22 protein-coding genes and 1 rRNA gene are annotated in these 23,535 nt (G+C 44.8%); 22 read left to right on the forward strand and 1 reads right to left on the reverse strand.

The genetic code is table 11. The features are described from left to right. Nucleotides 1-82: 82 nt before the first annotated feature. Nucleotides 83-199 (forward strand): 5S ribosomal RNA (gene rrf / locus ACJMM4_RS00005). Between the two features lie 345 nt (nucleotides 200-544). On the opposite strand, the gene ACJMM4_RS00010 is transcribed toward rrf, so the two are convergent. Next, complete coding sequence (locus tag ACJMM4_RS00010) at nucleotides 545-1,741, reverse strand: pyridoxal phosphate-dependent aminotransferase (protein WP_405381819.1); 1,197 nt, start codon at nucleotides 1,739-1,741, stop codon at nucleotides 545-547. Nucleotides 1,742-2,072: 331 nt separating this feature from the next. Between ACJMM4_RS00010 and leuS the strand changes: the two genes are divergently transcribed. The 21 genes from leuS (at nucleotide 2,073) to trpA (ending at nucleotide 23,392) form a co-directional block, all read left to right on the forward strand. Beyond that, on the forward strand, nucleotides 2,073-4,562 hold the full coding sequence (gene leuS, locus ACJMM4_RS00015; protein WP_405382444.1) for a leucine--tRNA ligase: 2,490 nt from the start codon (nucleotides 2,073-2,075) through the stop codon (nucleotides 4,560-4,562). A gap of 166 nt (nucleotides 4,563-4,728) precedes the next feature. After that, nucleotides 4,729-5,328 (forward strand): helix-hairpin-helix domain-containing protein, encoded by a 600-nt coding sequence (locus tag ACJMM4_RS00020; protein ID WP_405382446.1) that lies wholly within the window; start codon nucleotides 4,729-4,731, stop codon nucleotides 5,326-5,328. Nucleotides 5,329-5,336: 8 nt separating this feature from the next. Then, nucleotides 5,337-7,463 carry a DNA internalization-related competence protein ComEC/Rec2 gene (locus ACJMM4_RS00025; protein ID WP_405382448.1) on the forward strand — a complete coding sequence of 709 codons (2,127 nt, stop codon included), beginning with the start codon at nucleotides 5,337-5,339 and terminating at the stop codon, nucleotides 7,461-7,463. Nucleotides 7,464-7,517: 54 nt separating this feature from the next. Then, the gene (locus ACJMM4_RS00030) at nucleotides 7,518-7,820 is read left to right on the forward strand and encodes a type II toxin-antitoxin system RelE/ParE family toxin (RefSeq protein ID WP_405382450.1); all 303 of its coding nucleotides are present in this window, start codon (nucleotides 7,518-7,520) and stop codon (nucleotides 7,818-7,820) included. Nucleotides 7,821-7,871: 51 nt separating this feature from the next. Beyond that, complete coding sequence (locus ACJMM4_RS00035; RefSeq protein WP_405378772.1) at nucleotides 7,872-8,144, forward strand: helix-turn-helix domain-containing protein; 273 nt, start codon at nucleotides 7,872-7,874, stop codon at nucleotides 8,142-8,144. Nucleotides 8,145-8,171: 27 nt separating this feature from the next. Further along, complete coding sequence (gene holA / locus ACJMM4_RS00040) at nucleotides 8,172-9,212, forward strand: DNA polymerase III subunit delta (RefSeq protein ID WP_405382452.1); 1,041 nt, start codon at nucleotides 8,172-8,174, stop codon at nucleotides 9,210-9,212. A gap of 167 nt (nucleotides 9,213-9,379) precedes the next feature. After that, nucleotides 9,380-11,287: a glutamine synthetase gene (locus tag ACJMM4_RS00045; protein ID WP_405378776.1), complete on the forward strand. Its 1,908-nt coding sequence runs from the start codon at nucleotides 9,380-9,382 to the stop codon at nucleotides 11,285-11,287. 234 nt (nucleotides 11,288-11,521) lie between these two features. Further along, nucleotides 11,522-11,899, forward strand: a complete 378-nt coding sequence (locus ACJMM4_RS00050; protein ID WP_405378778.1) for a PaaI family thioesterase — start codon at nucleotides 11,522-11,524, stop codon at nucleotides 11,897-11,899. A gap of 67 nt (nucleotides 11,900-11,966) precedes the next feature. Continuing rightward, nucleotides 11,967-13,106: an acyl-CoA dehydrogenase family protein gene (locus tag ACJMM4_RS00055; protein WP_405378780.1), complete on the forward strand. Its 1,140-nt coding sequence runs from the start codon at nucleotides 11,967-11,969 to the stop codon at nucleotides 13,104-13,106. Between the two features lie 181 nt (nucleotides 13,107-13,287). Next, nucleotides 13,288-13,740 (forward strand): signal peptidase II, encoded by a 453-nt coding sequence (lspA, locus tag ACJMM4_RS00060; RefSeq protein ID WP_405382454.1) that lies wholly within the window; start codon nucleotides 13,288-13,290, stop codon nucleotides 13,738-13,740. Beyond that, nucleotides 13,695-14,642, forward strand: coding sequence for an RluA family pseudouridine synthase (locus tag ACJMM4_RS00065; protein ID WP_405378784.1), 948 nt, complete (start codon nucleotides 13,695-13,697; stop codon nucleotides 14,640-14,642). The genes lspA and ACJMM4_RS00065 overlap by 46 nt, the downstream gene beginning before the upstream one ends. Before the next feature lie 30 nt (nucleotides 14,643-14,672). Beyond that, nucleotides 14,673-15,221: a bifunctional pyr operon transcriptional regulator/uracil phosphoribosyltransferase PyrR gene (gene pyrR / locus ACJMM4_RS00070; protein WP_405378787.1), complete on the forward strand. Its 549-nt coding sequence runs from the start codon at nucleotides 14,673-14,675 to the stop codon at nucleotides 15,219-15,221. A gap of 12 nt (nucleotides 15,222-15,233) precedes the next feature. Beyond that, complete coding sequence (locus ACJMM4_RS00075; RefSeq protein WP_405378807.1) at nucleotides 15,234-15,872, forward strand: lactate utilization protein; 639 nt, start codon at nucleotides 15,234-15,236, stop codon at nucleotides 15,870-15,872. Nucleotides 15,873-15,905: 33 nt separating this feature from the next. Continuing rightward, nucleotides 15,906-17,096: a phosphopentomutase gene (locus ACJMM4_RS00080; RefSeq protein ID WP_405382456.1), complete on the forward strand. Its 1,191-nt coding sequence runs from the start codon at nucleotides 15,906-15,908 to the stop codon at nucleotides 17,094-17,096. A 94-nt stretch (nucleotides 17,097-17,190) separates the two neighbouring features. Next, nucleotides 17,191-17,979, forward strand: a complete 789-nt coding sequence (gene udp, locus ACJMM4_RS00085; protein WP_405382458.1) for a uridine phosphorylase — start codon at nucleotides 17,191-17,193, stop codon at nucleotides 17,977-17,979. Between the two features lie 9 nt (nucleotides 17,980-17,988). Continuing rightward, complete coding sequence (locus ACJMM4_RS00090) at nucleotides 17,989-18,567, forward strand: hypothetical protein (protein WP_405378795.1); 579 nt, start codon at nucleotides 17,989-17,991, stop codon at nucleotides 18,565-18,567. A gap of 436 nt (nucleotides 18,568-19,003) precedes the next feature. Further along, complete coding sequence (gene trpD, locus ACJMM4_RS00095) at nucleotides 19,004-20,020, forward strand: anthranilate phosphoribosyltransferase (protein ID WP_405378798.1); 1,017 nt, start codon at nucleotides 19,004-19,006, stop codon at nucleotides 20,018-20,020. Nucleotides 20,021-20,032: 12 nt separating this feature from the next. Further along, nucleotides 20,033-20,812, forward strand: a complete 780-nt coding sequence (gene trpC, locus ACJMM4_RS00100; protein ID WP_405378801.1) for an indole-3-glycerol phosphate synthase TrpC — start codon at nucleotides 20,033-20,035, stop codon at nucleotides 20,810-20,812. Then, complete coding sequence (locus ACJMM4_RS00105; protein WP_405382460.1) at nucleotides 20,805-21,437, forward strand: phosphoribosylanthranilate isomerase; 633 nt, start codon at nucleotides 20,805-20,807, stop codon at nucleotides 21,435-21,437. Before trpC ends, ACJMM4_RS00105 begins: the two co-directional genes overlap by 8 nt. Beyond that, nucleotides 21,430-22,614 carry a tryptophan synthase subunit beta gene (gene trpB, locus ACJMM4_RS00110; protein ID WP_405382462.1) on the forward strand — a complete coding sequence of 395 codons (1,185 nt, stop codon included), beginning with the start codon at nucleotides 21,430-21,432 and terminating at the stop codon, nucleotides 22,612-22,614. Before ACJMM4_RS00105 ends, trpB begins: the two co-directional genes overlap by 8 nt. Then, a complete protein-coding gene (gene trpA / locus ACJMM4_RS00115) occupies nucleotides 22,607-23,392 on the forward strand; it encodes a tryptophan synthase subunit alpha (protein WP_405382464.1) in 786 nt (261 codons plus the stop codon). Before trpB ends, trpA begins: the two co-directional genes overlap by 8 nt. Nucleotides 23,393-23,535: the final 143 nt, after the last annotated feature.

The raw sequence follows: 23,535 nt of genomic DNA on the forward strand, positions 1-23,535 counted from the left end.
GGCTTGACTAAAAAGAAAGCCCAATCTTGAAAAAAATTCTTCTGTGGAAGTTTTGAGGGTACAACCTCTCAAAAATGAATAATCCGGTGGTGATGGCTAAGGGGATCCACCTGTTCCCATCCCGAACACAGTAGTTAAGCCCTTATACGTCGAAAGTACTTGGCTGGAAGCGGCCTGGGAGGATAGATAGCTGCCGGTTAGAAAAACACCAACGCAATGCGTTGGTGTTTTTCTTTTATGCGTAAACCCTTCAGTCAGCGTCGCTATGCTCCGCTGACAGCTCCTGATCACAAGCCATAGGCGCAGTGAACAACTGTAGGTCGTGCTAATATCCGCAGGGTGAAAAGGGGAGCCGAATCACTGTAGTGTTCTTCCGAAAGGTTACTAGAAATTAAGAGCTAGCGCGCAACGATTGGCTGAAGCATACTGAGTATAGCTGCACAATGTTTAGCTGACTATCATATACAAAAAATCCTCCCACGGCAGCTAAGGGGGGATGCCATAGCCACCGCAGGAGGATTGATTTAAAAATTAAAGACGTTGTTTAGCGTTCTACACGGCCGGGATAAGCTTTCAGCGCTTCGCCCAAAATGTAGATGGCGCGCTCCAAATCCTCGGATTTCAGAACGTATGCCAAGCGAGCTTCATTTACGCCGCTACCGGGAGTGCTGTAGAAACCATTGCCGGGTGCAAACATAACAGTTTCGCCATCGATATCAAAGTTTTCCAGAATCCAAATAGCAAATTTTTCCGCATCATCAACAGGCATATTAACCATAATGTAGAAAGCGCCCTTGGGGTCGGAAGCCATTACACCGGGAAGCTTTGCTAACGCGTTTACAATAGTGTCGCGACGTTTCTTGTATTCCTTGTTAACATCTTCCAAATAGGAAACGGGAGTGGTATACAGAGCTGCTGCACCTACTTGCTCCAGAATGGGGCTGCACAGGCGTGCTTGACAGCATTTTATAAGTTGCTTACCAAGCTCTTTATTCTTGCTAATAATGCAACCGATACGAGCACCACAAGCGCTGTAACGTTTAGATACGGAGTCGATGATAATCAGGTGCTCATCCAGTTCAGGCATAGTGCCAAAGCTACGATATTCACCGTCATAAACGAATTCGCGATATACTTCGTCAGCAATTAAAGCCAAATCATATTTCAGAACAATACGAGAAATCATATCCTGTTCTTCCGGAGTGTAAACAACGCCGGTAGGATTACCGGGGTTGGTCAACAAGATGGCTTTAGTCTTAGGAGTAATATGTTTTTCAATCTCTTCTTGGCTGGGAAGATGATAGCCATTGGTTACGCTGGTAGGAACAGCGTTAATTTTTGCACCAAATTCTTTGCAGAAGGTGGTGTAGTTAGCGTAGAAAGGTTCAAAAACCATGATTTCATCATCACGGTCACACAGAGCCATAACTGCCATAATCAAAGCTTCGCTGCCACCATTGGTAACAAAAATGTCTTCGGTAGCAAAATTCATACCTTTATCTGCGTAATATTTTCTTACTGCTTCAATGAGGAAGCCTTCGCCTTTAGAATTGCCATAAGCAATAACCGGAGCATCGTAGTTGCGGATGCTGTCCATGAATTGTTCAGGGGTCTTGATGTCAGGCTGACCAATATTTAGATGATACACTTTTTTGCCTGCAGCTTTAGCTGCATCTGCATAGGGAGAAAGTTTACGAATAGGGGAAGAGGTCAAAGCCTGCACACGTGCGGAAAGTTTCATTCTTTGTATTGCTCCTTTATAAAAAATCTTTACATTAACATATGATGGGGATGCCATAACATCCATAACCAATCATGCCATTATTATAACACACGATTATCACTTTTGGTGTATACATGAATGGTTATACTGTATACATGTGAAGTTTTTTGATATATTTTTTCAAAATTTGCTTACGTTACGTAGGCTGAAAGTGCGTCCCTGTCTGCGTTTTCGGCGATATGGTTTGACTTTTGTTACTGCAAGGTATATAATATTACAGATAATTTCCGTTTTCTAAACGAAGTGGAATCATAGATTAGCCGCTAATTTTTAAGCTGGAGGTAATGAAATGCTGCAAGAAAAGTATGCTCCCCATGAGATTGAAGCCAAATGGCAAAAATATTGGGAAGATAACAAGACCTTTAAGGTTGAAATTGACAAGAACAAACCGAAATCCTATGTACTGGAAATGTTCCCATATCCTTCCGGTAACCTGCACATGGGCCACGTTCGTAACTACTCCATCGGTGACGTAGTTGCGCGTTTCCGCACCATGAAAGGCTTCAACGTACTTCATCCCATGGGTTGGGACTCCTTTGGTATGCCTGCAGAAAATGCTGCTATCAAACACGGCATTCCTCCGAAAAAATGGACTTTGGAGAACATCGCTAACATGACCCGCCAACAAAAAGCTTTGGGTCTGTCCTATGATTGGGATCGCGAAGTTGCTACCTGCAAGGAAGATTATTATAAATGGACCCAATGGTTCTTTGAATTGTTCTACAAACGTGGTCTGGCTGTTAAAAAGGAATCCGCTGTTAACTGGTGCGATACCTGTAACACCGTATTGGCTAACGAGCAAGTTATCGACGGCAAATGCTGGCGTTGCGACCATGATGTAGTAAAGAAGGATTTGAGCCAATGGTTCTTCAAAATTACTGATTATGCAGACGAACTGCTGAAGGATTTGGACCTGCTGAAAGGTTGGCCTGAACGTGTAAAAACCATGCAACGTAACTGGATCGGCCGCAGCGAAGGTTTGGAATTTGAATTTGAAATTCCTGCTCTCAACGACAAAGTTGCTGTTTACACCACTCGTCCGGATACTGCCTATGGCGTAACCTTTATGGCATTGGCTGCAGAACATCCTCTGATCAATAAGATTTGTGAAAACAATCCTAAAGCTGCAGAAATCAAAGCTTTCTGCGAACGTGTACGCAACCAAAGCGATATTGAACGTACCTCTAGCGAATCCGAAAAAGAAGGTATCTTCACCGGCGTATGCTGCATCAATCCCTTCACCGGTCGTAAGGTTGAAATTTGGGTAACCAACTATGTACTGTATGATTACGGTACCGGCGCTGTAATGGGCGTTCCTACCGGTGACCAACGTGACTGGATGTTTGCAGATAAATACGGCATCGACAAGATTGTTACCATCTGCCCCGTAGGCAAAGAGCTGAAGCTGGAAGAGATGACCTGCGCTTACGAAGAAAAAGAAGGCATGCTGGTTAACTCCGGCGAATTTACCGGCATGGAAATGCACGCTGCAATGTCCGCAATCATGGACAAAGCAGAAGCAGAAGGCTTTGGTAAACGTCGTGTAAACTATCGTCTGCGCGATTGGCTGATCAGCCGTCAACGTTATTGGGGTGCTCCTATTCCTATCATTTATTGCCCTCACTGCGGCGAAGTGCTGGTTCCGGAAGAAGAACTGCCTGTACGCCTGCCTGAGGACGTAAGCTTTACTGCAGGTGCAAAATCTCCTTTGGCTACTTCCGAAGAGTTTGTACATTGCAAATGCCCCAAATGCGGTGCTGATGCAACTCGCGAAACCGATACCATGGACACCTTCCTGTGCTCCTCTTGGTACTATCTCCGTTATACCGATCCCAAGAATGCAGAAAAACCCTTTGACAAGGATGCTAACATGTATTGGGGTCCTGTTGACCAATATATCGGCGGTATTGAGCACGCAATCCTGCACTTGCTCTATTCCCGTTTCTTCCTGAAAGTTCTGCGTGACGCAGGCTTGGTTGATTACGATGAACCCTTTAGCAATCTGCTGACCCAAGGCATGGTAATCAAAGATGGCGCTAAGATGTCTAAATCTCTGGGTAATGTTGTTTCTCCGGAAGAAATTCTGGAAAAATATGGCGCTGATACTGCTCGTCTCTTCATCCTCTTCGCAGCTCCGCCTGAAAGAGAACTGGATTGGAGCGACCAAGGCGTAGAAGGTTCCTTCCGCTTCTTGAACCGCGTATGGCGTATTGTGTTGAACTTCATGCCCCAAATGGAGCAAAAAGTTATCAGCTACGATCCTGCAACTCTGTCCGATGTGGATAAAGATTTGCGCCGTATTCTCCATGCTACCATTAAAAAGGTTACCAGCGATATTGAAACCCGTTTCAACTTCAACACCGCTATTTCCTCTTTGATGGAACTGGTTAACGCTATGTATGCCTATAAAGAAGCTGCTAAAGAGCCCAATGCAGGCTTGGTTTACGAAGCAGTTACCGATTTGATTAAGATGCTGAGCCCCTTCGTTCCTCACATCACCGAGGAAATGTGGCGTGGTGCTGTTGACGAAAACACCAGCGTACATGCACAAAGCTGGCCTGAATACAGCGAAGAAGCTATGGCTGTTGATAATGTAGAAATCGTTCTGCAAGTTAACGGCAAGGTTCGCGGTCGTCTGACTGTTCCTGCTGCTGCAACTAAGGAAGATCTGGAGAAGATTGCTTTGGCTGATGCTAATGTACAAGCACATATCGGCGGTGCAACTGTACGCAAAGTTATCTGCGTACCCGGTCGTCTGGTAAATATCGTAGCAAAATAATTGCTCCTGCTATGCAGGTTGTTCCTTAAAAATTGTATATGTAGTTTTTGGATTATAGCATTTTAGTAGTACCAAAATAACGCATACATTTCAGAGTCCCTGAGAGTAACTAACGTTATTCTCAGGGACTTTTTGTCATTTTTTAAAGTGTTTAAGGAGGAGACAAATGGATAATAAAAAGCGTAAACTAATTTTTCTGGCTGTACTCTTGGTAAGTTGTATAGCTACAGGCGTAGTAGCAAAAGTTGGGGAAAAACATCAGCCTACTCAGCCTATACCTGCAGTGGTGCAGCAAGTAGCAACTAAAAAGGAGTCCAAGTTGATGCAAATTTATGTTAGTGGCGCTGTTGTGCAGCCTGGATTATATGAGTTGCCTGCAGGGGCAAGAGCATTACAGGCGGTGGATGCAGCAGGCGGACTGCGTGAGGATGCGGACGCAGATCGTGTTAATTTGGCACGTAAGTTGAAGGATGGCAGCCAAGTAAATGTGCCTGTTCGTAAACAAGTGCGGGAGCAGGGAAAGACTGGTACTAGCAAACGTTCATCTAGTAATGATGTTAGAAACACTAGCAATATCAAAGTGAATATTAATACTGCTACAGTAGCGGAATTGGACGCATTGCCTGGGATTGGACCCGCTTTGGCACAACGGATTGTAACAAGACGTAACTTGCAACGCTTTAATATGATTGAGGAATTAATGGCAGTACAGGGCATTGGTAAAAGTAAATATGAAAAATTAAAGGAATATGTTTGTGTGGAGTAGGGGGCAATATGGTCAAGGTTATTTATGTAGTTTTAGCCTGCGTTTTGTCATGGTATATTCCTTGGAAAACGGGCGGAGAGCTTACGGACAGCTACTATGGTTCTAATGTAGTTCTTGAAGGTCGGGTAGAGCCTGCTTCCGTCAAGGTAGGTGAGGGCTATACTTCTATAATTTTAGACTGCAATAGTATTACCCAAGGCAATTTATGTAGAGCTTATTCAGGCAGAGTACGCCTTGGCTTGAAGGATAGTAAAAATTTACCTAAAACAGGTAGCTTGCTTGTATCTGGAACGCTGGTGCCTTTAACGACATTGCGCAATCCAGGCTGTTTTGATGGGGAACTTTATAACCGCATAAACAATTTTAAGGGCAGGTTGAAAAATGCCAAGCTTTTAGCAGCACAAGCAAATTGCACATGGCAGGAAAAATTACAGTTAGCCAATCTCGAGCTGCGCCAAAGGTTGCAGCAGGGAATGGGAACTCAAAGCGGCACTGTTTTAAGCGGTATGCTTTTGGGTGGTAGTGGCGTTATGGAGGATGAGGTGCGCAATATTTTTGCCATTAACGGCATTTCTCATGTTCTTGCTGTTTCCGGTACCCATCTTTTACTTTTAGCAGGTTTGCTCAGGGCGGTGTTAGGCGTTCTTCCTGTAGCATCTTGGGTGCGCAAGACGATGATTATCGTCGTTTTAGCTTGCTATGCGTTACTTTGTGGGTTAAAGCCACCTATTGTGCGGGCGTTTTTAATGAGCAGCGTATTACTTGTGGGCGGTACGGGTGCTGCAAGAGGAAGATTACTGTGCTTAGCAGCTAGCGCTATGCTTTTAGTGAAACCTTTGTGGTTTTATGATATAGGCTTTCAGCTATCCTTCGCTGCTGCTGCAGGTTTGCTATGGCTGCTACCTAAATGTCAACGGTTGCTGCCTGAAACAGTACCTGATTTTCTGCGTGAAGGCATAGCTGTAACTTTGGCAGCGCAATTAGCGACGCTTCCTTTAACGATTGGTTATTTTCATGTGCTGACGCCATATGCCATTATCAGCAATATAGTATTGTTGCCCCTTTTGGAAATGGCGGCATTTTTAGGCCTATTAGGGTTATTACTTCCGTTCGGGCAGATGTTGTTGCAGGCAGCAGATTTTCTTATGCAAGCTATTTTGGTGCAAGGTACTTGGCTTGCTACTTTGCCGGGAAGCAGTATTGTCATTGGCTGCCTGCCCTTATGGTGTGGACTTGTTTATTATGCTTTTTTGTTGCTTTGGGCTTATTTACCGGCGGTACAGTTTTTTACACTCAAGGAACGAGGGTTATTATTATTTGCGTTGGGAATGGTGCTTACAGGAATGCTAGCGTGGCAGCAACTGCGTCCGCAGCCTTTAACAGCGTATTTTCTAGATGTAGGGCAGGGGGATTGCCTCGTGGTTACAGGTAGCAATGGGCGGACGCTGGTGTACGATACAGGTGGGCTAAAAGGTTTGGACACAGGTAGCAGAGTGATTTCTCCTTTTTTACGTAGTTTAGGCAAGGGCAAAGTAGATACGTTGGTGCTTAGCCATTATGATTTTGACCACGCAGGAGGTGCAGCGGGTTTGTTAAAGCAACTGCAGGTTGATGAAGTCGTTTTGCCTAAACAAGTGCTGGATAAGGAAAGTGTAGCCTTGTTTCAAAGCATTACTGCTGCGCTGCAGGCGCAAGGTAGCAAAGTTACGGTGGTTAGAGAAGGTTTATGTTGGGATTTAGGGGAATGTGCAGTGGCGCAGGTGGTGGCTGTACCGGAGCAAGCAGTTACTGGCAATGATGCGTCTACAGTTCTAGGAATTTACAGTCCTCATGGCAGTTTGCTAGCTACAGGTGATTTGGGGAGCGAGGGGGAAAGTGCTTATCGTTGGCAGCAGCACACAGTGTTGAAGGCAGGCCATCATGGGTCAAAAGGTAGCAGTAGTGAAGCATTTTTGGCACAGGTGCGTCCGCAATATGTGGTGATTTCCTGCGGAACGGGCAATGCCTACGGACATCCTCATCAAGAAACGCTGCAGCGCCTGCAAGACATTGGCAGTAAGATTTTGCGTACGGACGAAGATGAATGTGTTGTTATAGAGTTTACGTCTATAGGCATATCTGTCATTAGCCGTTGAAAATATAACTTGATTATATTCCTTGAAAGGAATATAATGGAGGAGGTAACTAAAGTGTTTGAAGTAAATTTCTATCGCTTGCCAAATGGAAAAATTCCGGTAAAGCAATTTCTTGATAGCCTAGAAAAGAAAATGAGAAGTAAAGCATTGGATAGCCTTACATTACTAGCTGAGTATGGAAGTCAAATGCGTGAGCCATATTCAAAGGCTATGGGGAATGGTATTTTCGAATTGAGAATAAAGTTTTCTAATGACATCAGCCGGATATTTTACTTTTTCTACAGTGGGAAGAAAATAATAGTAACGAATGGATTTATAAAGAAAACAAAAAAACTCTGGAAGGAGAGTTGGCGTTAGCTAAAAAATATAAATTAGACTATGAGCAGAGAAATAAAGGGGGCGTAACTCATGAGTGATTTGGAAAAATATATTGAGGAGCAGATGCAAGATTCTGAGTTTAAAAAAATTCATGATGAGAGCCGTTTAGAGTATGAGCTGATGCACACTTTAATTGGAGCGCGTATTGAAAAAAATATGACACAAAAGGAACTAGCTGAAGTATCTGGTGTACGTCAATCCAATATAAGTAGAATTGAAAATGGCATGTGCATACCTACAGTTACTACTTTGCAAGCTTTGGCTAAAGGCTTGGGAAAAAAGTTGGTAATTTCTTTTGAATAAAAAATTCTGACTCATGAGGATACACGTATGGAAATAAAAGCGGAAGAATTATTATATAAGTTGCAACAGGGAGAAGAACAGGGCTGGCCCAACGTAATGGCAGTGTACGGTGAAGAAGACTATTATCGTAGCAAAATCGCTGCTGTAGTGCCTGAGTACGTCTTTAAAGGCGTGGACCCAGCGGACAGGGATATAACTGTATTTGAAAAAGATACGGATTTACGCCAACTTGCTGCTGTGATCAACACCTATCCCTTCTTTTGCGGCAAGTCTTTAGTACTATTGAAAGATGATAAGATCTGGACACGCCAAGAAAGCGAAAGCAAGAAGCAGCAGTTGGATAAACTGGCAGAAATTTTAGGTGATGTACCTGACTACTGCACAGTTTTTATTAGCGCTCCTAAACTGGATAAGCGCACGAAATTGTTTAAGCAGCTAAAGAAACAAGGTTTGGTCTGCGAATGTCTTAGCATAAAATCCTATGAATTGGGAACATGGCTGGAGGAACAAGCGAGCAAATACGATGCCCGTTGGGAGCGAGATGCTATTGGCGTGGTTTTGGAGTATTTGGCACCGGTGGAGAAAGCACCTTTGCAGCTTTTGCAACAGGAAATCGCTAAACTAGCCGTTTATGCGGGGGAACGCAAAACATGGACGAAAAACGATGTAGAAGAAATTTTTGCTGCCTTGCCGGAAGTATCCGGTTTTGCTATTACTAACAGCTTGGCGGACCACGATTTGGCGGAAACATTACTCTTGTTGGCGGTGGAGCGAAAGAAAGGCACGAATATCTTGCCTGTGTGCGCGCTGATTATGTTCAAGTTACGCCAAATGCTGCAGTTTATGGAGCTGCGGCGTCAGGGTTACGATCAAAAAGGCATTGCAGCGGAACTCAAGCTTCATCCTTACGTAGCTAGAAAGATGCAGGGTCAGTGTCGTCAGTTTACGGAAGAAACATTGCAGCAGGCGCTTTTGGCTATTAGCGCCATGAACACCGACATTCGCAAGGGTGGGCGTGATTACGCCCGTTTGGAGGAGATAATGGTGCTCCTCCTAGGAAATAAATAATACTTGCCAAAGTTTGAGAAAATTGGTATAATTGACTGGAACAGTCAACGAGGACTTTTTTAAGCAGGGGGAGTGTGCCCGCAGCTTGAGAAAGTCTTTTTCGTTTTTCTGGAGTAAAATTAGGGAGTATTACGAAAGGAGAGCAGTCTTCACGGCTGCAGACTATCATGAACAACAAAGATTTACTGTACGTTATTAAACCTGAGCAACAAAATGAACAGGCTTTGCGTGAAATTTTGAGCCAACATCCGGAAATCAAATTTGTATCCCTTATGGGCGTTGATTTCGCAGGTAATGATACTGATGAAAAAATTCCTCTGAAAGTTTTTCTTGACGACATGGAAAGCTTTTTGGAAGGCAGCGCTGCCCAAACTGACGGTTCTTCCGTTGTGCTGACAGGCATTGCTACTTTGAATAACGCTCGTGTAGATTTAGTTGTAGATAAATCCGTAAATTGGTTTGTTGATTATAATTATGAACATTTTGATGCTACCAATGGCCGGATGATTGGTACCCTGCGTATTCCTTGCTACCTGCTGCATAATGGCAATTTCGTGGATTCCCGTTCTATTTTGAAGAATACTTTGGATTATGTAGAAGGCGAAATCATGGAGCTGTTCAAAAAGCATCCTATGATTCCCGGTCTGGAACATGTAAATCCTGCAGAAATTGAAAAATTGGTTTTCACCAGCGCTACCGAATTGGAATTCTGGGTTAAATCTCCCCGTGAAGATGCGCCTATTGAAGCATTGTCTTCTTCCCAAATGATGCAGGAACAATATTGGCAACGTACCCGCGGCAACGTGCGTACTGCTTTGGAACAAACTGTAGAAATGCTGGACCGTTATGGTTTGGAACCGGAAATGGGTCACAAAGAATGTGGCGGTATTAAAGGTCAGATTGATGGCGCAGGTCACATGACTCACGTTATGGAACAGTTGGAAGTAGACTGGAAATTCGCCACCGGTGTACAAACTGCTGATAATGAACTTTTGGCACGTATCATCGTTAAAGAAGTATTCCGTATGAATGGTTTGGAAGTTTCCTTCCAAGCTAAGCCTATCCCCGGTGTTGCAGGCAGCGGCGAACATACCCATGTAGGTATTGCTGCTAAAATGAAGAATGGCAAGATCATTAACTTGTTCAGTCCGAAAAATATGTATGAAGACTTCCTTTCCGCTATTGGCTATGGTGCGCTGATGGGTCTGCTGAAGAACTATGAAGTTACCAATCCCATTATTTCCTGTACCATTGATTCTTTGAACCGTCTGAAACCCGGTTTTGAAGCTCCTGTCTGCATCGTTACCAGCTTGGGCATGAGCCCTGATAATCCGTCCCGTAACAGAACCATTTTGGCTGGCTTGATTCGTGATTTAGATAACGATAAGGCTACTCGTATCGAGATGCGTTCTCCCAACCCGTATACTAATACCTACATCGCTATTGCAGCTTTCTACCTGTCTTGCTTGGACGGTATTAAAGCTTGCGTAGAATCCGGTAAAGACTTGAAAGCATTGGAGAAAGAAATTTCCAAGAAGGCTGGCGAAGAAGGCTTCTATCTGGATACTGACCGTCAATATCGTACGGAAGAAGACGTATTTGAAGACTTCACTGCGGAAGAACGCGGCAGACTCTTTGGTGAACCTCCTGCAACCGTTTGGGAAAACCTGTGCGCATTCGATAAATATCCTGAAAAGGTAGCAGTGCTGACCCAAGGCGACATCTTGAAGAAGGAATATATTGAGTCCTTCAGACAAGGTGCCCTCATCCGTTGGAAAACTGAACTGCTGAACCGCCTGATTCCGGAAAACTATCAAGCTGTAGTTGATATGAAGCGTTTGCATAATCCTGATACCTGCACCGATTGCGATTTGGCTATGTGGCATAAAATCCAAAGCCTGCGTGCAAAACTTGCTAAAGATTCCTTCGAGGAGAAGAGTGTGTTCACTACAATCCGCCAAGCAATTGCTGCCGGCGATTATGATACCGCTTCTGCTATGAAGTTGGAAATGGGCAAAATTATGGAAGAACTGAAAGTTCTTTACCATGATTATAAGCAAAACATCATTGATTAATGTTCTAGGTACTAAAATAATATAGGGTTAAAATGTCGATGGAAGGCTAAAAATTGGCTTTTCATCGGCATTTTTTGTATTTAACTGTTGAATTAATAGACATTCTATGATAAAATACTATGGATATAATGAGAGTCTTATTTGTATCTGTCGAAAGGATGGCGATGGTTGATGGTGGAACAGGTTAAAGATGTTCCTGCTTATATTCGCAAGATGTATGGTTACAACTCATTTATGAATGGCTTTGGGATCCATATAGATGAGATAACTTGCGGTGGTGCGGTTGTAAGTATCGAAATCGACCCTATGAAGCATTTTAATCATCGAGGCATTTGCCACGGCGGTGTGTTGACTGCATTGTCCGATTCCGTCTTAGGTGTGACCGGTGCCAGCGTTGGCGCGGCGGTAGCAACCCTTAATTTCAGTATGAACTTTATCAGAAATGTGCATAGTGCGGGCAGAGTTTATGTAAAAAGCAGAGTCCGTCACCATGGTCACACTACTATGGTAATCGAAGCTGAAATGTATGATGCAGATGAGCATTTAATGGCAACAATTTTGACAACGATGTTTATTGTCGGAAGATTTGAAGAAATCCCCAGAGAATGGTGAGCTTGTCCGAGTTTATCTGTGATGGGAGGAGCCTTGTGGCATAGCCGCAAATTTAAGGAGGACACTAATGGATTTTGCACTGAATGAGGAACAATTAGAATTACAGGAAATGGTAAGGGAGTTTGTTGAGAAAGAAATCGCTCCCTATGCTGCAGAAATGGATAGAGAAAACCATATGCGTGACGGCCTGCTGGAAAGAGCAGACGAAATGGGTCTCTTGAACGTTATCGTTCCGGAAGAACTGGATGGTCCCGGTCTGGATAGCATTTCCGTTGCTACTATTTATGAAGAGCTGGGCAAAGGTTGCGCAGGTGTTGCAACTTCTTTGGCAGCAAACAGCTTGGCAACTCTGCCCGTACTGCTGGCTGGTACCGATGAACAAAAGAAAATGTACTGCGACGTGCTGAACAACGGCGGTCTGGCTGCTTTTGCTCTGACTGAGCCCGGCGCAGGCAGCGATGCCGGCGGTGTTTCTACCCGTGCAGTAAAAAATAAAGAAGAAGGCACCTACACCCTGAACGGTACCAAAATGTTCATCACCAACGGTGGTATCGCTGATATTTTCTTGGTATTCGCTAACACCCGTAAAACCGGTGGTATCCGTGGTTTGACCGCTTTCATCGTTCCGAAAGACACCCCGGGCTTCTCCATCGGCAAAAAAGAAGACAAAATGGGCATTCGTCCTTCCAATACTTGCGAACTGATTCTGCAAGACGTTGTTATTCCTGAATCCTATCGCGTAGGTCGCGAAGGCGAAGGCTTCCGTATTGCTATGAATACTTTGGACAGTGCTCGTCCTTTCGTTGGCGCTGTATCCGTTGGTATTGCTCAAGGCGCTTTGGATTGCGCTGTTAAATATGCTAAGGAACGCCGTCAATTCGGTCAACCTATCGCTTCCTTCCAAATGGTTCAAGCTATGCTGGCTGATATGGCTATGAAGGTTGAAACTGCTCGCCTGATGGTTCAAAAATGCTGCTGGATGCGTGACCAAGGCATGGAATTCTCCAAAGAAGCTGCTATGGCTAAATGCTATGCTGCTGACGTAGCTATGCAAGTAACCACCGATGCTGTTCAAGTAATGGGCGGTTATGGCTACAGCCGTGAATATCCTGTAGAAAAAATGATGCGTGACGCTAAGATCATGCAAATCTACGAAGGCACCAACCAAATCCAACGTTTGGTTATTGCTAACAAACTGCTGTACTAATCTGCAGATCAAAGGAATTTGCAATTTTGCCCCCGGATGTATGTCCGGGGGTTTTTGTGTATTTAAGAGTAGAATTTTGTATTGATATTTTACTAACTTTTCATAGCCGATGTATTTTCATACAGTTTTCTGTGGTATAATATAATAGTATAGATATATAAACAGGAGATTTTTTGTTATTATGCTTTATATTTTGTTTGCTTTGGCAGTAGTTGTTGTAGACCAACTGACAAAGTATTATGTGGTGACACATTTTTTGCTGGGGGAAAGCGTACCGGTGGTGGAAAATATTTTCCATTGGACGTATATTTTGAATCCCGGTGCTGCCTTTGGTATGATGGAAGGCAGTAGATGGTTATTCGTGCTGATTGCCTTGGGCGTTATGGGCGGTGTTTGGTATTTGCGTAAAGAGATTGCCGCCAACGGAATGTGGGCTTGCTGGGGTGCTGCCATGTTTGCCGGTGGCGCTGTAGGCAATTTAATTGACCGCATCCGCCAAGGTTTAGTTATTGATTTTTTTGATTTTCGTATTTGGCCTGTGTTTAACGTGGCTGATATTGCTATTTGTACAGGAGTGGGTTGTATTATATGGAGCATACTGAAAACGGAACTGCTGCAGAGCAGGAAAGATTGATTGTTACGGAGAACGAGGCTGGTCAGCGTGCTGACGTAGCTTTGGCATCCTTATTGGATATTACTAGGTCCAACATGCAAAAGCTGTTGGAGGAGGGGCGTGCTGTAAAGGGCACTAAAGTGTTGAAATCAAACTACAAGGTCAAATTAGGTGATGAGATTCTGGTAACTTTGCCTGAGCCGCAACCTCTTGATGTACAGCCGGAAAATATTCCTTTGGATATTATTTATGAAGATGATGACGTTGTTGTTGTCAACAAAGCTAGGGGTATGGTTGTTCATCCTGCTGCAGGCAACTACACGGGTACCTTGGTTAATGCTTTACTTTATCATTGTAAAAACTTGTCCGGGATTAACGGCGTTATCCGTCCGGGCATCGTCCATCGTTTGGACAAGGATACCAGCGGTATTATGATTTGCGCTAAGAATGATGCTGCTCATGTTTCTCTATCCCAGCAGATTCAAGATAAAACTGCGCAACGTACCTATTTAGCCGTAGTACGCGGCAACATTAAAACTGATAGCGGGATTATTGAAACGGAGATTGCTAGGGATAAGGATGACCGTAAAAAGATGGCAGTTGTCAAAGAAGGCGGTCGTCATGCAATCACGGAGTACGAAGTACTGGAGCGTTTTGGTAAATACACTATCGTGCGCTGCAAACTGCGTACAGGGCGTACGCACCAAATCCGCGTACACATGGAATATTTAGGCTATCCTTTAGTGGGCGACCCTAAGTATTCTCCCATGAAGACGCCTTTTGCTATTAAGGGGCAGGCACTTCATTCCCAAACTTTGGAGTTCACCCATCCCCGCACAGGTGAGCGGATGCGTTTTGAAGCTCCCTTACCGGAAGATATGCATAAAATTGTAACTCGGTTAAGATTAGGTCAATTTAACTAATTTTATATATTTTTTTATGAGGTGATAATTATGACTACTTTTGTTAAGAAAAATGTAATTATGGATGCTGACGCTATGCGCCGTGCTATCGTACGTATTTCCCATGAAATCATTGAAAAGAACAAAGGCGTAGAAAACGTTGTCTTAGTTGGTATCCGTACTCGCGGTGTACCCATTGCAGAACGTTTGGCATCCGTCATCGGTGATATCGAAAAGGTAGAGATTCCCGTTGGCATGCTGGATATCACTCTCTATCGCGATGATTTGTCCACTTTGGCATATAATCCCATTGTGCATGGTACGGAAATCGACATGGATTTGAACGGTAAAACCGTTATTTTGGTAGACGATGTTCTGTACACCGGTCGTACTATCCGTGCAGCTTTGGACGCTATTATTGATATGGGTCGTCCAAAAGCAATCCAACTGGCAGTACTCATCGACCGTGGTCATCGTGAGTTGCCTATCCGTGCAGATTTTGCAGGTAAAAATGTACCTACCTCCCGCAAAGAGGATATTAAAGTTTGCTTGGCTGAACAAGACGAAATTGATGAAGTCGTAATCGGCGATTTGGAATAACGAGGTGCTATGATGGAACAGGCAGAAGTTTTACGCAATAAGAATTTGGGAGACACATTGGTCAAAAAACTGACTGCTCGCGGCTTCGGTGCTTATTATTGCGCAACCAAGGAAGAAGCTGTAGCTAAGGCTTTGGAGCTGATTCCTGCAACAGATGTCGTTTCTTGGGGCGGTTCTGTCTCTTTGAAAGAAGTCGGTTTGCTGGAAGCTGTCAAGAAACGCAATCCTGTAATTGATAGGGACACCGCTGCTAACCCTGCAGAAAAGACGGATTTGATGCGTAAAGCACTGACCTGCGACACCTATCTGATGAGCAGCAATGCTGTTAGCAAGAACGGCGAACTGGTAAATATCGATGGTAACGGCAACCGTGTTGCAGCGATGATTTTTGGGCCTAAACAGGTTGTGATGATCGTAGGCATGAACAAGGTGGCAGGCTCCTTGGAAGGGGCTATGGATCGTGCCCGCAATGTGGCGGCGCCTATTAATGCTGCTCGTTTTGCCGGTCTGCCTACTCCTTGCGCCAAACTTGGCACCTGTGCTGAATGCACTTTACCGGAAAGCATTTGCTCCCAAATCGTTATCACCAGAACCTGCCGCGTACCTCAACGTATAAAGGTTATTTTAGTAGGCGAAAGCTTAGGCTTTTAATTAGGGAAGGGTCACTTGAAAGCAGGTGATACTATGTCTAGAACTATTATTTTATTAATGGATTCCTTTGGTATTGGTTATGCCCGTGATGCAGAAAAATATGGGGATAAGGACGCTGATACCTTAGGTCATATTGCAGAATGGATGCTTGCCAATCGTAAGGATGCAGCAGGCAAACCTATGCCTTTGCAGTTACCTAATTTGGCAGCGCGTGGCTTGCAAAAGGCAGCAGAATTGAGTCGCGGTGCAGCTTTGGCAGCGCCTTTAGGTGGTGAGCATACTATTGGATTCTATACCTATGCTCAGGAAGTGAGCCGTGGCAAGGATACTTTAAGTGGGCATTGGGAAATTGCCGGTGTACCTGTGGATTTTGACTGGGGGTATTTTCCTAATGTTCCCAAGTGTTTCCCGCAGGAATTGGTGGATGCTTTGATAGAACAAGGTCATCTGCCCGGAGTGTTGGGCGAATGCCATGCTTCCGGTACGGAGATTATCAAGGAATTGGGCGAAGAACATGTGCGTTCCGGTAAGCCTATTATCTATACATCTGCGGATAGCGTGCTGCAGATTGCTGCTCATGAGGAAGCTTTTGGCTTGGAGCGTTTGTACGATTTGTGCAAGCTTGCCTATAAGTTAGTGCGTCCCTATAATATTGCCCGGGTAATAGCACGTCCCTTCGTGGGTACCTGTGCTACTGATTTTACTCGTACTACCAATCGCCACGATTACGCAGTGCCTGCGCCTGAAGCTACCTTATTGGATAAAATGGTAGCAGCAGGTGGTAGTGTCTATGCAGTAGGCAAAATTGCTGATATTTTTGCTCATCGCGGGATTACGAAACACTATGCTGCCGGTGGCTTGGAGAAATTAGTGGATGCTACTAAGCAGGCTATTAGTGATGCTCCTGATAATACCATCGTTTTCACTAATTTTGTGGATTTTGATTCCAGCTATGGTCATCGCCGCGACCCCAAAGGTTATGGCGAAGCTTTGGAATATTTCGATAAACGTTTGCCTGAGATGACAGCACTACTAAAGCCCGATGATTTGCTACTCATTACAGCGGATCATGGCAATGACCCCACTTGGACAGGTACGGACCATACTCGTGAGAAAATACCTGTGCTTTTTAGTGGTGCAGGTGTGCCTTGCAGTGAAATGAAGCCTATGGAAACCTTCTCTGAGATAGGAGAGTATATCGGCAAGTATATGAAAATTGAGTAGTATATTTATGATATTGTAGAGGATATTTCCTCTATGTCGGTAGGAACTGACACTTCTCATTGGAGAGCGTTCAAAATGAATTTAGGTGATTATCATGAAGCATTATGCTGATTTAAACGAAATATTATACCATGTAGGCTTTGCAAAAAAAGATTTGCAGGGCGCTACTATCGCTGTACTTCCTGGGGACCCAGGGCGGGTAGAGACCTTAGCTAAGGATATTGGTACGGAGCCTATGCCTATAGCTGTTCATCGTGAATACACCAGTTGGCTAACTCATGTTGATGAACAGCCTGTGTTGGTATGCTCCACCGGTATGGGCGGTCCTTCCGTAGCTATTTGCTTGGAAGAGTTGGCGCGGATGGGGATTACCCACGTAATCCGCGTGGGCACAACGGGCACTATCCAAGAAAAAATTAACCTTGGCGATGTAATTATCAATAAAGCTGCGGTGCGCCTTGATGGCACTAGTCATCATTATGCACCTGCGCCTTTCCCGGCAGTGGCAAGCTTTGCTGTAACCGGTGCTTTGGCAGAGGCTGCAGCAGTATGTGGCGCACCCTTCCACGTAGGCGTATCTGTGTCCAGCGATACCTTCTGGCCGGGGCAGGAACGCTATGATAGCTTTACAGGCTACGTTCCCCGCTGTTTCCAAGGCACTATGAAGGAATGGCAGGCTTTGGGCGCCTTAAACTACGAAATGGAAACTTCCGCTTTATTCGTCACCTGTCAAGCATTGGGGATTAAGGCAGGTGCTGTCTGCGGTGTTGTAGCTAAACGTACGGAAAGTGAAAGTGTCGCTCCCACTAGCGCTTATGAACGTGCTTTAAGCTATCAAATTAAAATTGTAAGGGGAGCAATCAAACTATTGTTGAAAAAATGAGGTGAGCTTATGAAAAACTTGCTTAGATTTTTCAGCTGTTTAGTAGTATTGTTGGGAATGTGTTTTACTGTATTGCCCCAAGATGCCCATGCAGAGTTTCCTGAGCATCCTGTAGGATTTGTGGTTATGGATCAAGATGGCGACGTGGATGGCGCTATTTACAAAGAATGGCGTAGCGTTGTTAAGTGGGCCTACCATTTTCCCTATTATAAGATTACCGACGATGGAACTGCTCAGAAACTTGTGACCGACGCGGTTCGTGGTGGTGCCAAGGTGGAGCAGGCAACTATGGCGGCGTTGGCAGAAAAAGCCAAGGTAGATGTGCTGGTTTTGGTGCGCGTCTACGAATTGGACGAAGAAATGGTATCCAGCTGGGCTTTGGCTGATGATCACGATACCTATGTACGCGTCCGCGCCAGTGCCGATATGTTCGTCTACAAAAAAGATGGTGAAAAATTTCTCAAGAAAAAACTGCGTGAGCGTCATCTCTATGATATGGGGAATGTAACTCATCCGGAAGAAACCATCAAGTGGGAACTGTCCAAATTAGTGAATACTATGGAAGGCAGACCTATTATTGGTGCGTAATTTGTTAACTGCGTTACACTATTGTAACGCAGTTTTCTTTTTCTGCGATTTTTGTAAAAATGTGTTGACGTCGTTGCTGTGCAGTAGTACAATAGGCACAACTTAAAACTTACCACAAACCGTTGAGACGGAGATCAAATCGGTAGATGCGCTTACAGAGAGTCCGGGTAGCTGGGAACGGATAGAGATGCAGACCGACAAATGGACCGTTGAGGGTGTAGTCAAATTTTCCTTGGGAAGAGAGTATTCTACAACGTAGCACCTGCGTTAAGGGTGAGGGATGTGTTGGCATTCTGCAAAGTGCGTCGCAAGACGAAACAAGGTGGTACCGCAGGTGTAAGTATATATGACCTGTCCTTGATATATTCGAGGACAGGTCTTTTTTATTAACTGCTTCTGACCAACAGGGAGCTCAAAAAATTTGGAGGCAAGGAAAATGATTAAAGACGCAATCGTAAAAATCGTCAACAAGGGTGACCTGAGCTATGATGAAGCATACGCAGTAATGAATGAGATTATGAGCGGAGAAACTTCTCCCACGCAAAACGCAGCTTTCTTAGCAGCGCTTTCTACTAAGAGTACCACTGCCGAAACTACGGATGAAATCGCTGGTTGCGCAGCAGCTATGCGTGACCATGCGACAAAAGTAGAAACGGGCATGGATATTTTTGAAATCGTTGGTACGGGCGGTGATAATGCCCACAGCTTTAATATTTCCACAACTTCCGCTTTAGTTGCTGCTGCAGGCGGCATGAAGGTTGCCAAGCATGGCAACAGGGCAGCATCCTCTAAATGCGGTACAGCAGATTGCTTGGAGGCGTTGGGCGTGAACATTTCCCAATCTCCGGGAAAATGTGTAGAACTGCTAGAAAAAGTTGGTATGTGCTTCTTCTTCGCACAGAAATACCATACTTCCATGAAATACGTTGGTGCTATTCGCAAGGAATTGGGATTCCGCACAGTGTTTAACATTCTTGGACCTTTGACCAATCCCGGCAGCCCCAAGATGCAGCTTTTGGGCGTATACGATGAATATTTGGTACAGCCTTTGGCGCAAGTATTGATTAACCTTGGCGTTACCCGCGGCATGGTAGTTTACGGACAGGACAAGTTGGACGAAATTTCCCTAAGCGCGCCCACTACCGTGTGCGAATTCAAAGATGGCTGGATGAAAAATTACGTGATTACTCCGGAAGATTTTGGTTTTGAACGTTGCCAAAAAGCAGATTTAGTCGGTGGCGAACCTGCTGAAAACGCCCAAATCACTCGGGATATTTTAAACGGTGCCCAAGGGCATAAGCGTAATGCAGTGCTTATGAACGCAGGCGCAGCCCTTTACATTGGTGGTAAAGCAGAAACTTTTGCCGATGGGGTGAAACTGGCAGCGGAAATTATTGATAGTGGTAAAGCTTTGGCGACACTGGAACAATTAATCAAGGTGAGCCAAGAGTAAAGGATGGGAAAAATGATTTTAGATGAAATCGCCGCATTTACGCGTGCAAGGGTAACTGCGTTAAAAGACAAGAAAAGCCTTTACGCAGTGAGGGATGAGGCGGAAGGCAGACCGCCGGGCAAGGATTTTACTGTAGCTCTTAGGCAACCTGGGTTGAACGTGATTGCGGAGTTAAAAAAGGCATCTCCTTCTAAAGGTTTGATTGCTCCTGATTTTGAGCAAATTTACTTAAAGAAAGCGGTGCAATACCAAGAAGGCGGTGCAGCAGCCATCTCTTGTCTGACGGAGCCCCACTACTTTTTAGGTAGTGACGATTATCTGCAGCAGGTGCGGTTGGCAGTGGAGCTGCCCATTCTACGCAAGGATTTCACCGTGGATGAGTACCAAATCTACGAAGCCAAGTGCATTGGTGCAGATGCAGTCCTCTTAATTTGCAGCTTGCTTAGTAAGGGGCAGCTTGACGAGTACCTGTGCCAAGCAAGAGAACTCGGGTTGAGCGCTTTAGTAGAAGCCCATAGCTCGGCGGAGGTTGATATGGCGTTGGCAGTGGGAGCTGATATCATCGGTGTCAATAATCGGAATCTGCAGGATTTTAGCGTTAATCCTTTGAACAGCCTGCGGCTGCGGGATAAAATTCCCGCTGAGAAAATCTTCGTTGCGGAAAGCGGAATTACCAAAGCCAGTGATACAGTGGGGCTGAAGGCGGCAGGTGTAAATGCAGTGCTGGTAGGTGAAGCCTTGATGCGGACTGCAGACCCTAAAGCAATGCTGGAGGCGATACGTAGTGGGTAGGTTGAAGATCAAGATTTGCGGGTTGAGCCGAGTAGAAGACATAGAGTGTGTCAATAAACTGCAGCCTGATTTTATCGGCTTTGTCTTTTACCCTCAAAGCAAGCGTTACGTAACAGTGGCGCAGGCAAGCGAGCTGAAGCAGATATTGAGTCCTAAAATTAAAGCAGTAGGCGTCTTTGTTAATAGCTTATCCGAAGATGTTGCCAAGATAGCTAACGCAGATATTATTGATTATATCCAACTCCATGGCGATGAAGATGAAGTCTACATTACTAAGCTCAAAGCGTTAACCAAGAAGCCCATTATTAAAGCAGTACGGGTGAAGGATGAGGAAACGTTACGAAGTTTAGGCGCATATCCTGTGGAATACCTGCTTTTAGATACGTACCAAAAAGGTGTCTATGGCGGTACGGGGCAACGCATGGAGATAGATTTGACCAAAGTGCATTTGGAGCAACCCTACTTTTTGGCAGGGGGGCTGGATGCAAACAATGTGGCAGTTGCCACTCAAAATACACAGGCCGTTGCCGTAGATGTAAGCGGCGGGGTGGAAACGGACGGGGTAAAGGATCCCGCGAAAATAGCAGCATTTATTAAAGCAGTAAGGGGAGATCAACATGACTAAAGGAAGATATGGTATTCACGGTGGCCAATATATACCGGAAACATTAATGAACGCAGTCTTGGAACTAGAAGCAGCTTATGAAAAATATAAAGATGATCCGCAGTTTAAAGCGGACTTGACCAAACTGTATAAGGAATATGCAGGTCGTCCGTCCTTGCTATATTATGCAGAAAAGATGACCAAAGATTTGGGCGGCGCTAAAATTTACTTAAAGCGTGAAGATTTGAACCATACCGGTTCTCATAAGATTAACAATGTTTTGGGACAAATTTTGCTGGCACAGCGGATGGGCAAAAAACGCGTGATTGCAGAGACAGGCGCCGGTCAGCATGGTGTAGCAACTGCTACGGCAGCAGCACTTATGGATATGGAATGTGTTGTCTACATGGGTGCAGAAGATTGTGAACGCCAAAAATTGAATGTGTTCCGTATGGAACTTTTAGGTGCGAAGGTTGTGCCTGTTACCACTGGTACCAGTACGCTGAAGGACGCTGTCAACGAGGCCCTGCGCGAATGGACTGAGCGTGTAGAGGATACCTATTATGTATTGGGCAGCGTTATGGGACCCCATCCCTATCCTGCCATTGTTCGCGATTTCCAAAAGATTATTGGCGAGGAAATCCGCAAGCAGATGTTGGAAGCAGAAGGACGTTTGCCGGACGTGCTCATTGCCTGCGTAGGCGGTGGATCCAATGCCATGGGTATGTTCTATGATTTCATTCCTGATAAGGATGTGCGTCTGATTGGTGTTGAAGCAGCAGGCTTGGGCGTGGATAATCCCAAGAATGCGGCAACGATTACTAATGGTACGCTGGGCATTTTCCACGGTATGAAGTCTTACTTCCTGCAGAACGAGTACGGCCAGATCGCTCCTGTGTATTCTATTTCCGCAGGTTTAGATTATCCCGGTATTGGGCCTGAACACGCTAATTTACACGACACAGGTCGTGCGGAATACGTAGCCGCTACGGATGCCGAAGCGGTGGAGGCGTTTAACTATCTTTCCAAAGTAGAAGGCATTATTCCTGCTATTGAAAGTTCTCACGCTGTTGCTTATGCTATGAAATTGGCACCGACTCTGCCGAAGGATAAGATTATTGTAATAAATATTTCCGGTCGTGGCGACAAGGATGTTGCTGCTATCGCACGTTATATGGGGGTTGATTTACATGACTAGAATTCAAGAAGCATTTAAAAATAGAAAGAAATTGTTCATTGGCTTTATTACGGCAGGTGACCCCAATCTGAAGACTTCTAAGGAGCTTGTTTTGGCCATGGTCAAAGCAGGCGTAGGCTTGATTGAGTTTGGTGTACCTTTCTCCGACCCCGTTGCCGAAGGACCTGTGATTCAGCGTGCGGATTTACGCTCCTTGGCTGCGGGTACTACTACGGATAAAATTTTTGATTTGGTAGCGGAAGTACGCAAGGAGACCCAAGTGCCTTTGGTATTCTTGACTTACGCTAATCCTATCTACGCTTATGGTGCTGAAAAGTTCTTCACCCGCTGCGAAGAAGTGGGCGTGGACGGCGTTATCGTTCCCGATATTCCTTACGAAGAACGGGAGGAACTGCGACCTTACAGCGATCCGCATAAAATTGCGTTGGTGCCTTTAATTGCGCCTACTTCCCGTGATCGTATTGATAAGATTGCCAAAGTAGGGCAAGGCTTTATCTACATAGTTTCCTCATTGGGTGTAACAGGCGTGCGCAGCGAGATTGAAACCGATGTTGCCAAGATGGTAGCAGAAGTACGCAAGGTTACAGATGTTCCTACTGCCGTTGGCTTTGGCATCTCCACCCCGGAACAGGCTTACGCTATGGCTAAAGCTGCAGATGGTGCTATCGTTGGCAGTGCTATTGAAAAGATTGTGGAACAGTACGGAGATGATTCTCCCAAATACGTTTATGAATACTGCAAGAAAATGGTTGCTGTTGTAGAAAAAGCTATAGAGTAAAGTTTTTCTGCTTCTTAATCTTCACCAATATATTTAACGCCGCAGCAAAGGCTGCGGCGTTTTTGTGTGTTTCTTATAGTGGACAGTATTCCCTTTTAACTAGAAAAATGGTATAATGTTGCTTGTGTTTTTATTTTTATTAA

Origin of the sequence: Phascolarctobacterium sp., assembly GCF_045124115.1 — a bacterium.
Taxonomy (GTDB): domain Bacteria; phylum Bacillota; class Negativicutes; order Acidaminococcales; family Acidaminococcaceae; genus Phascolarctobacterium_A.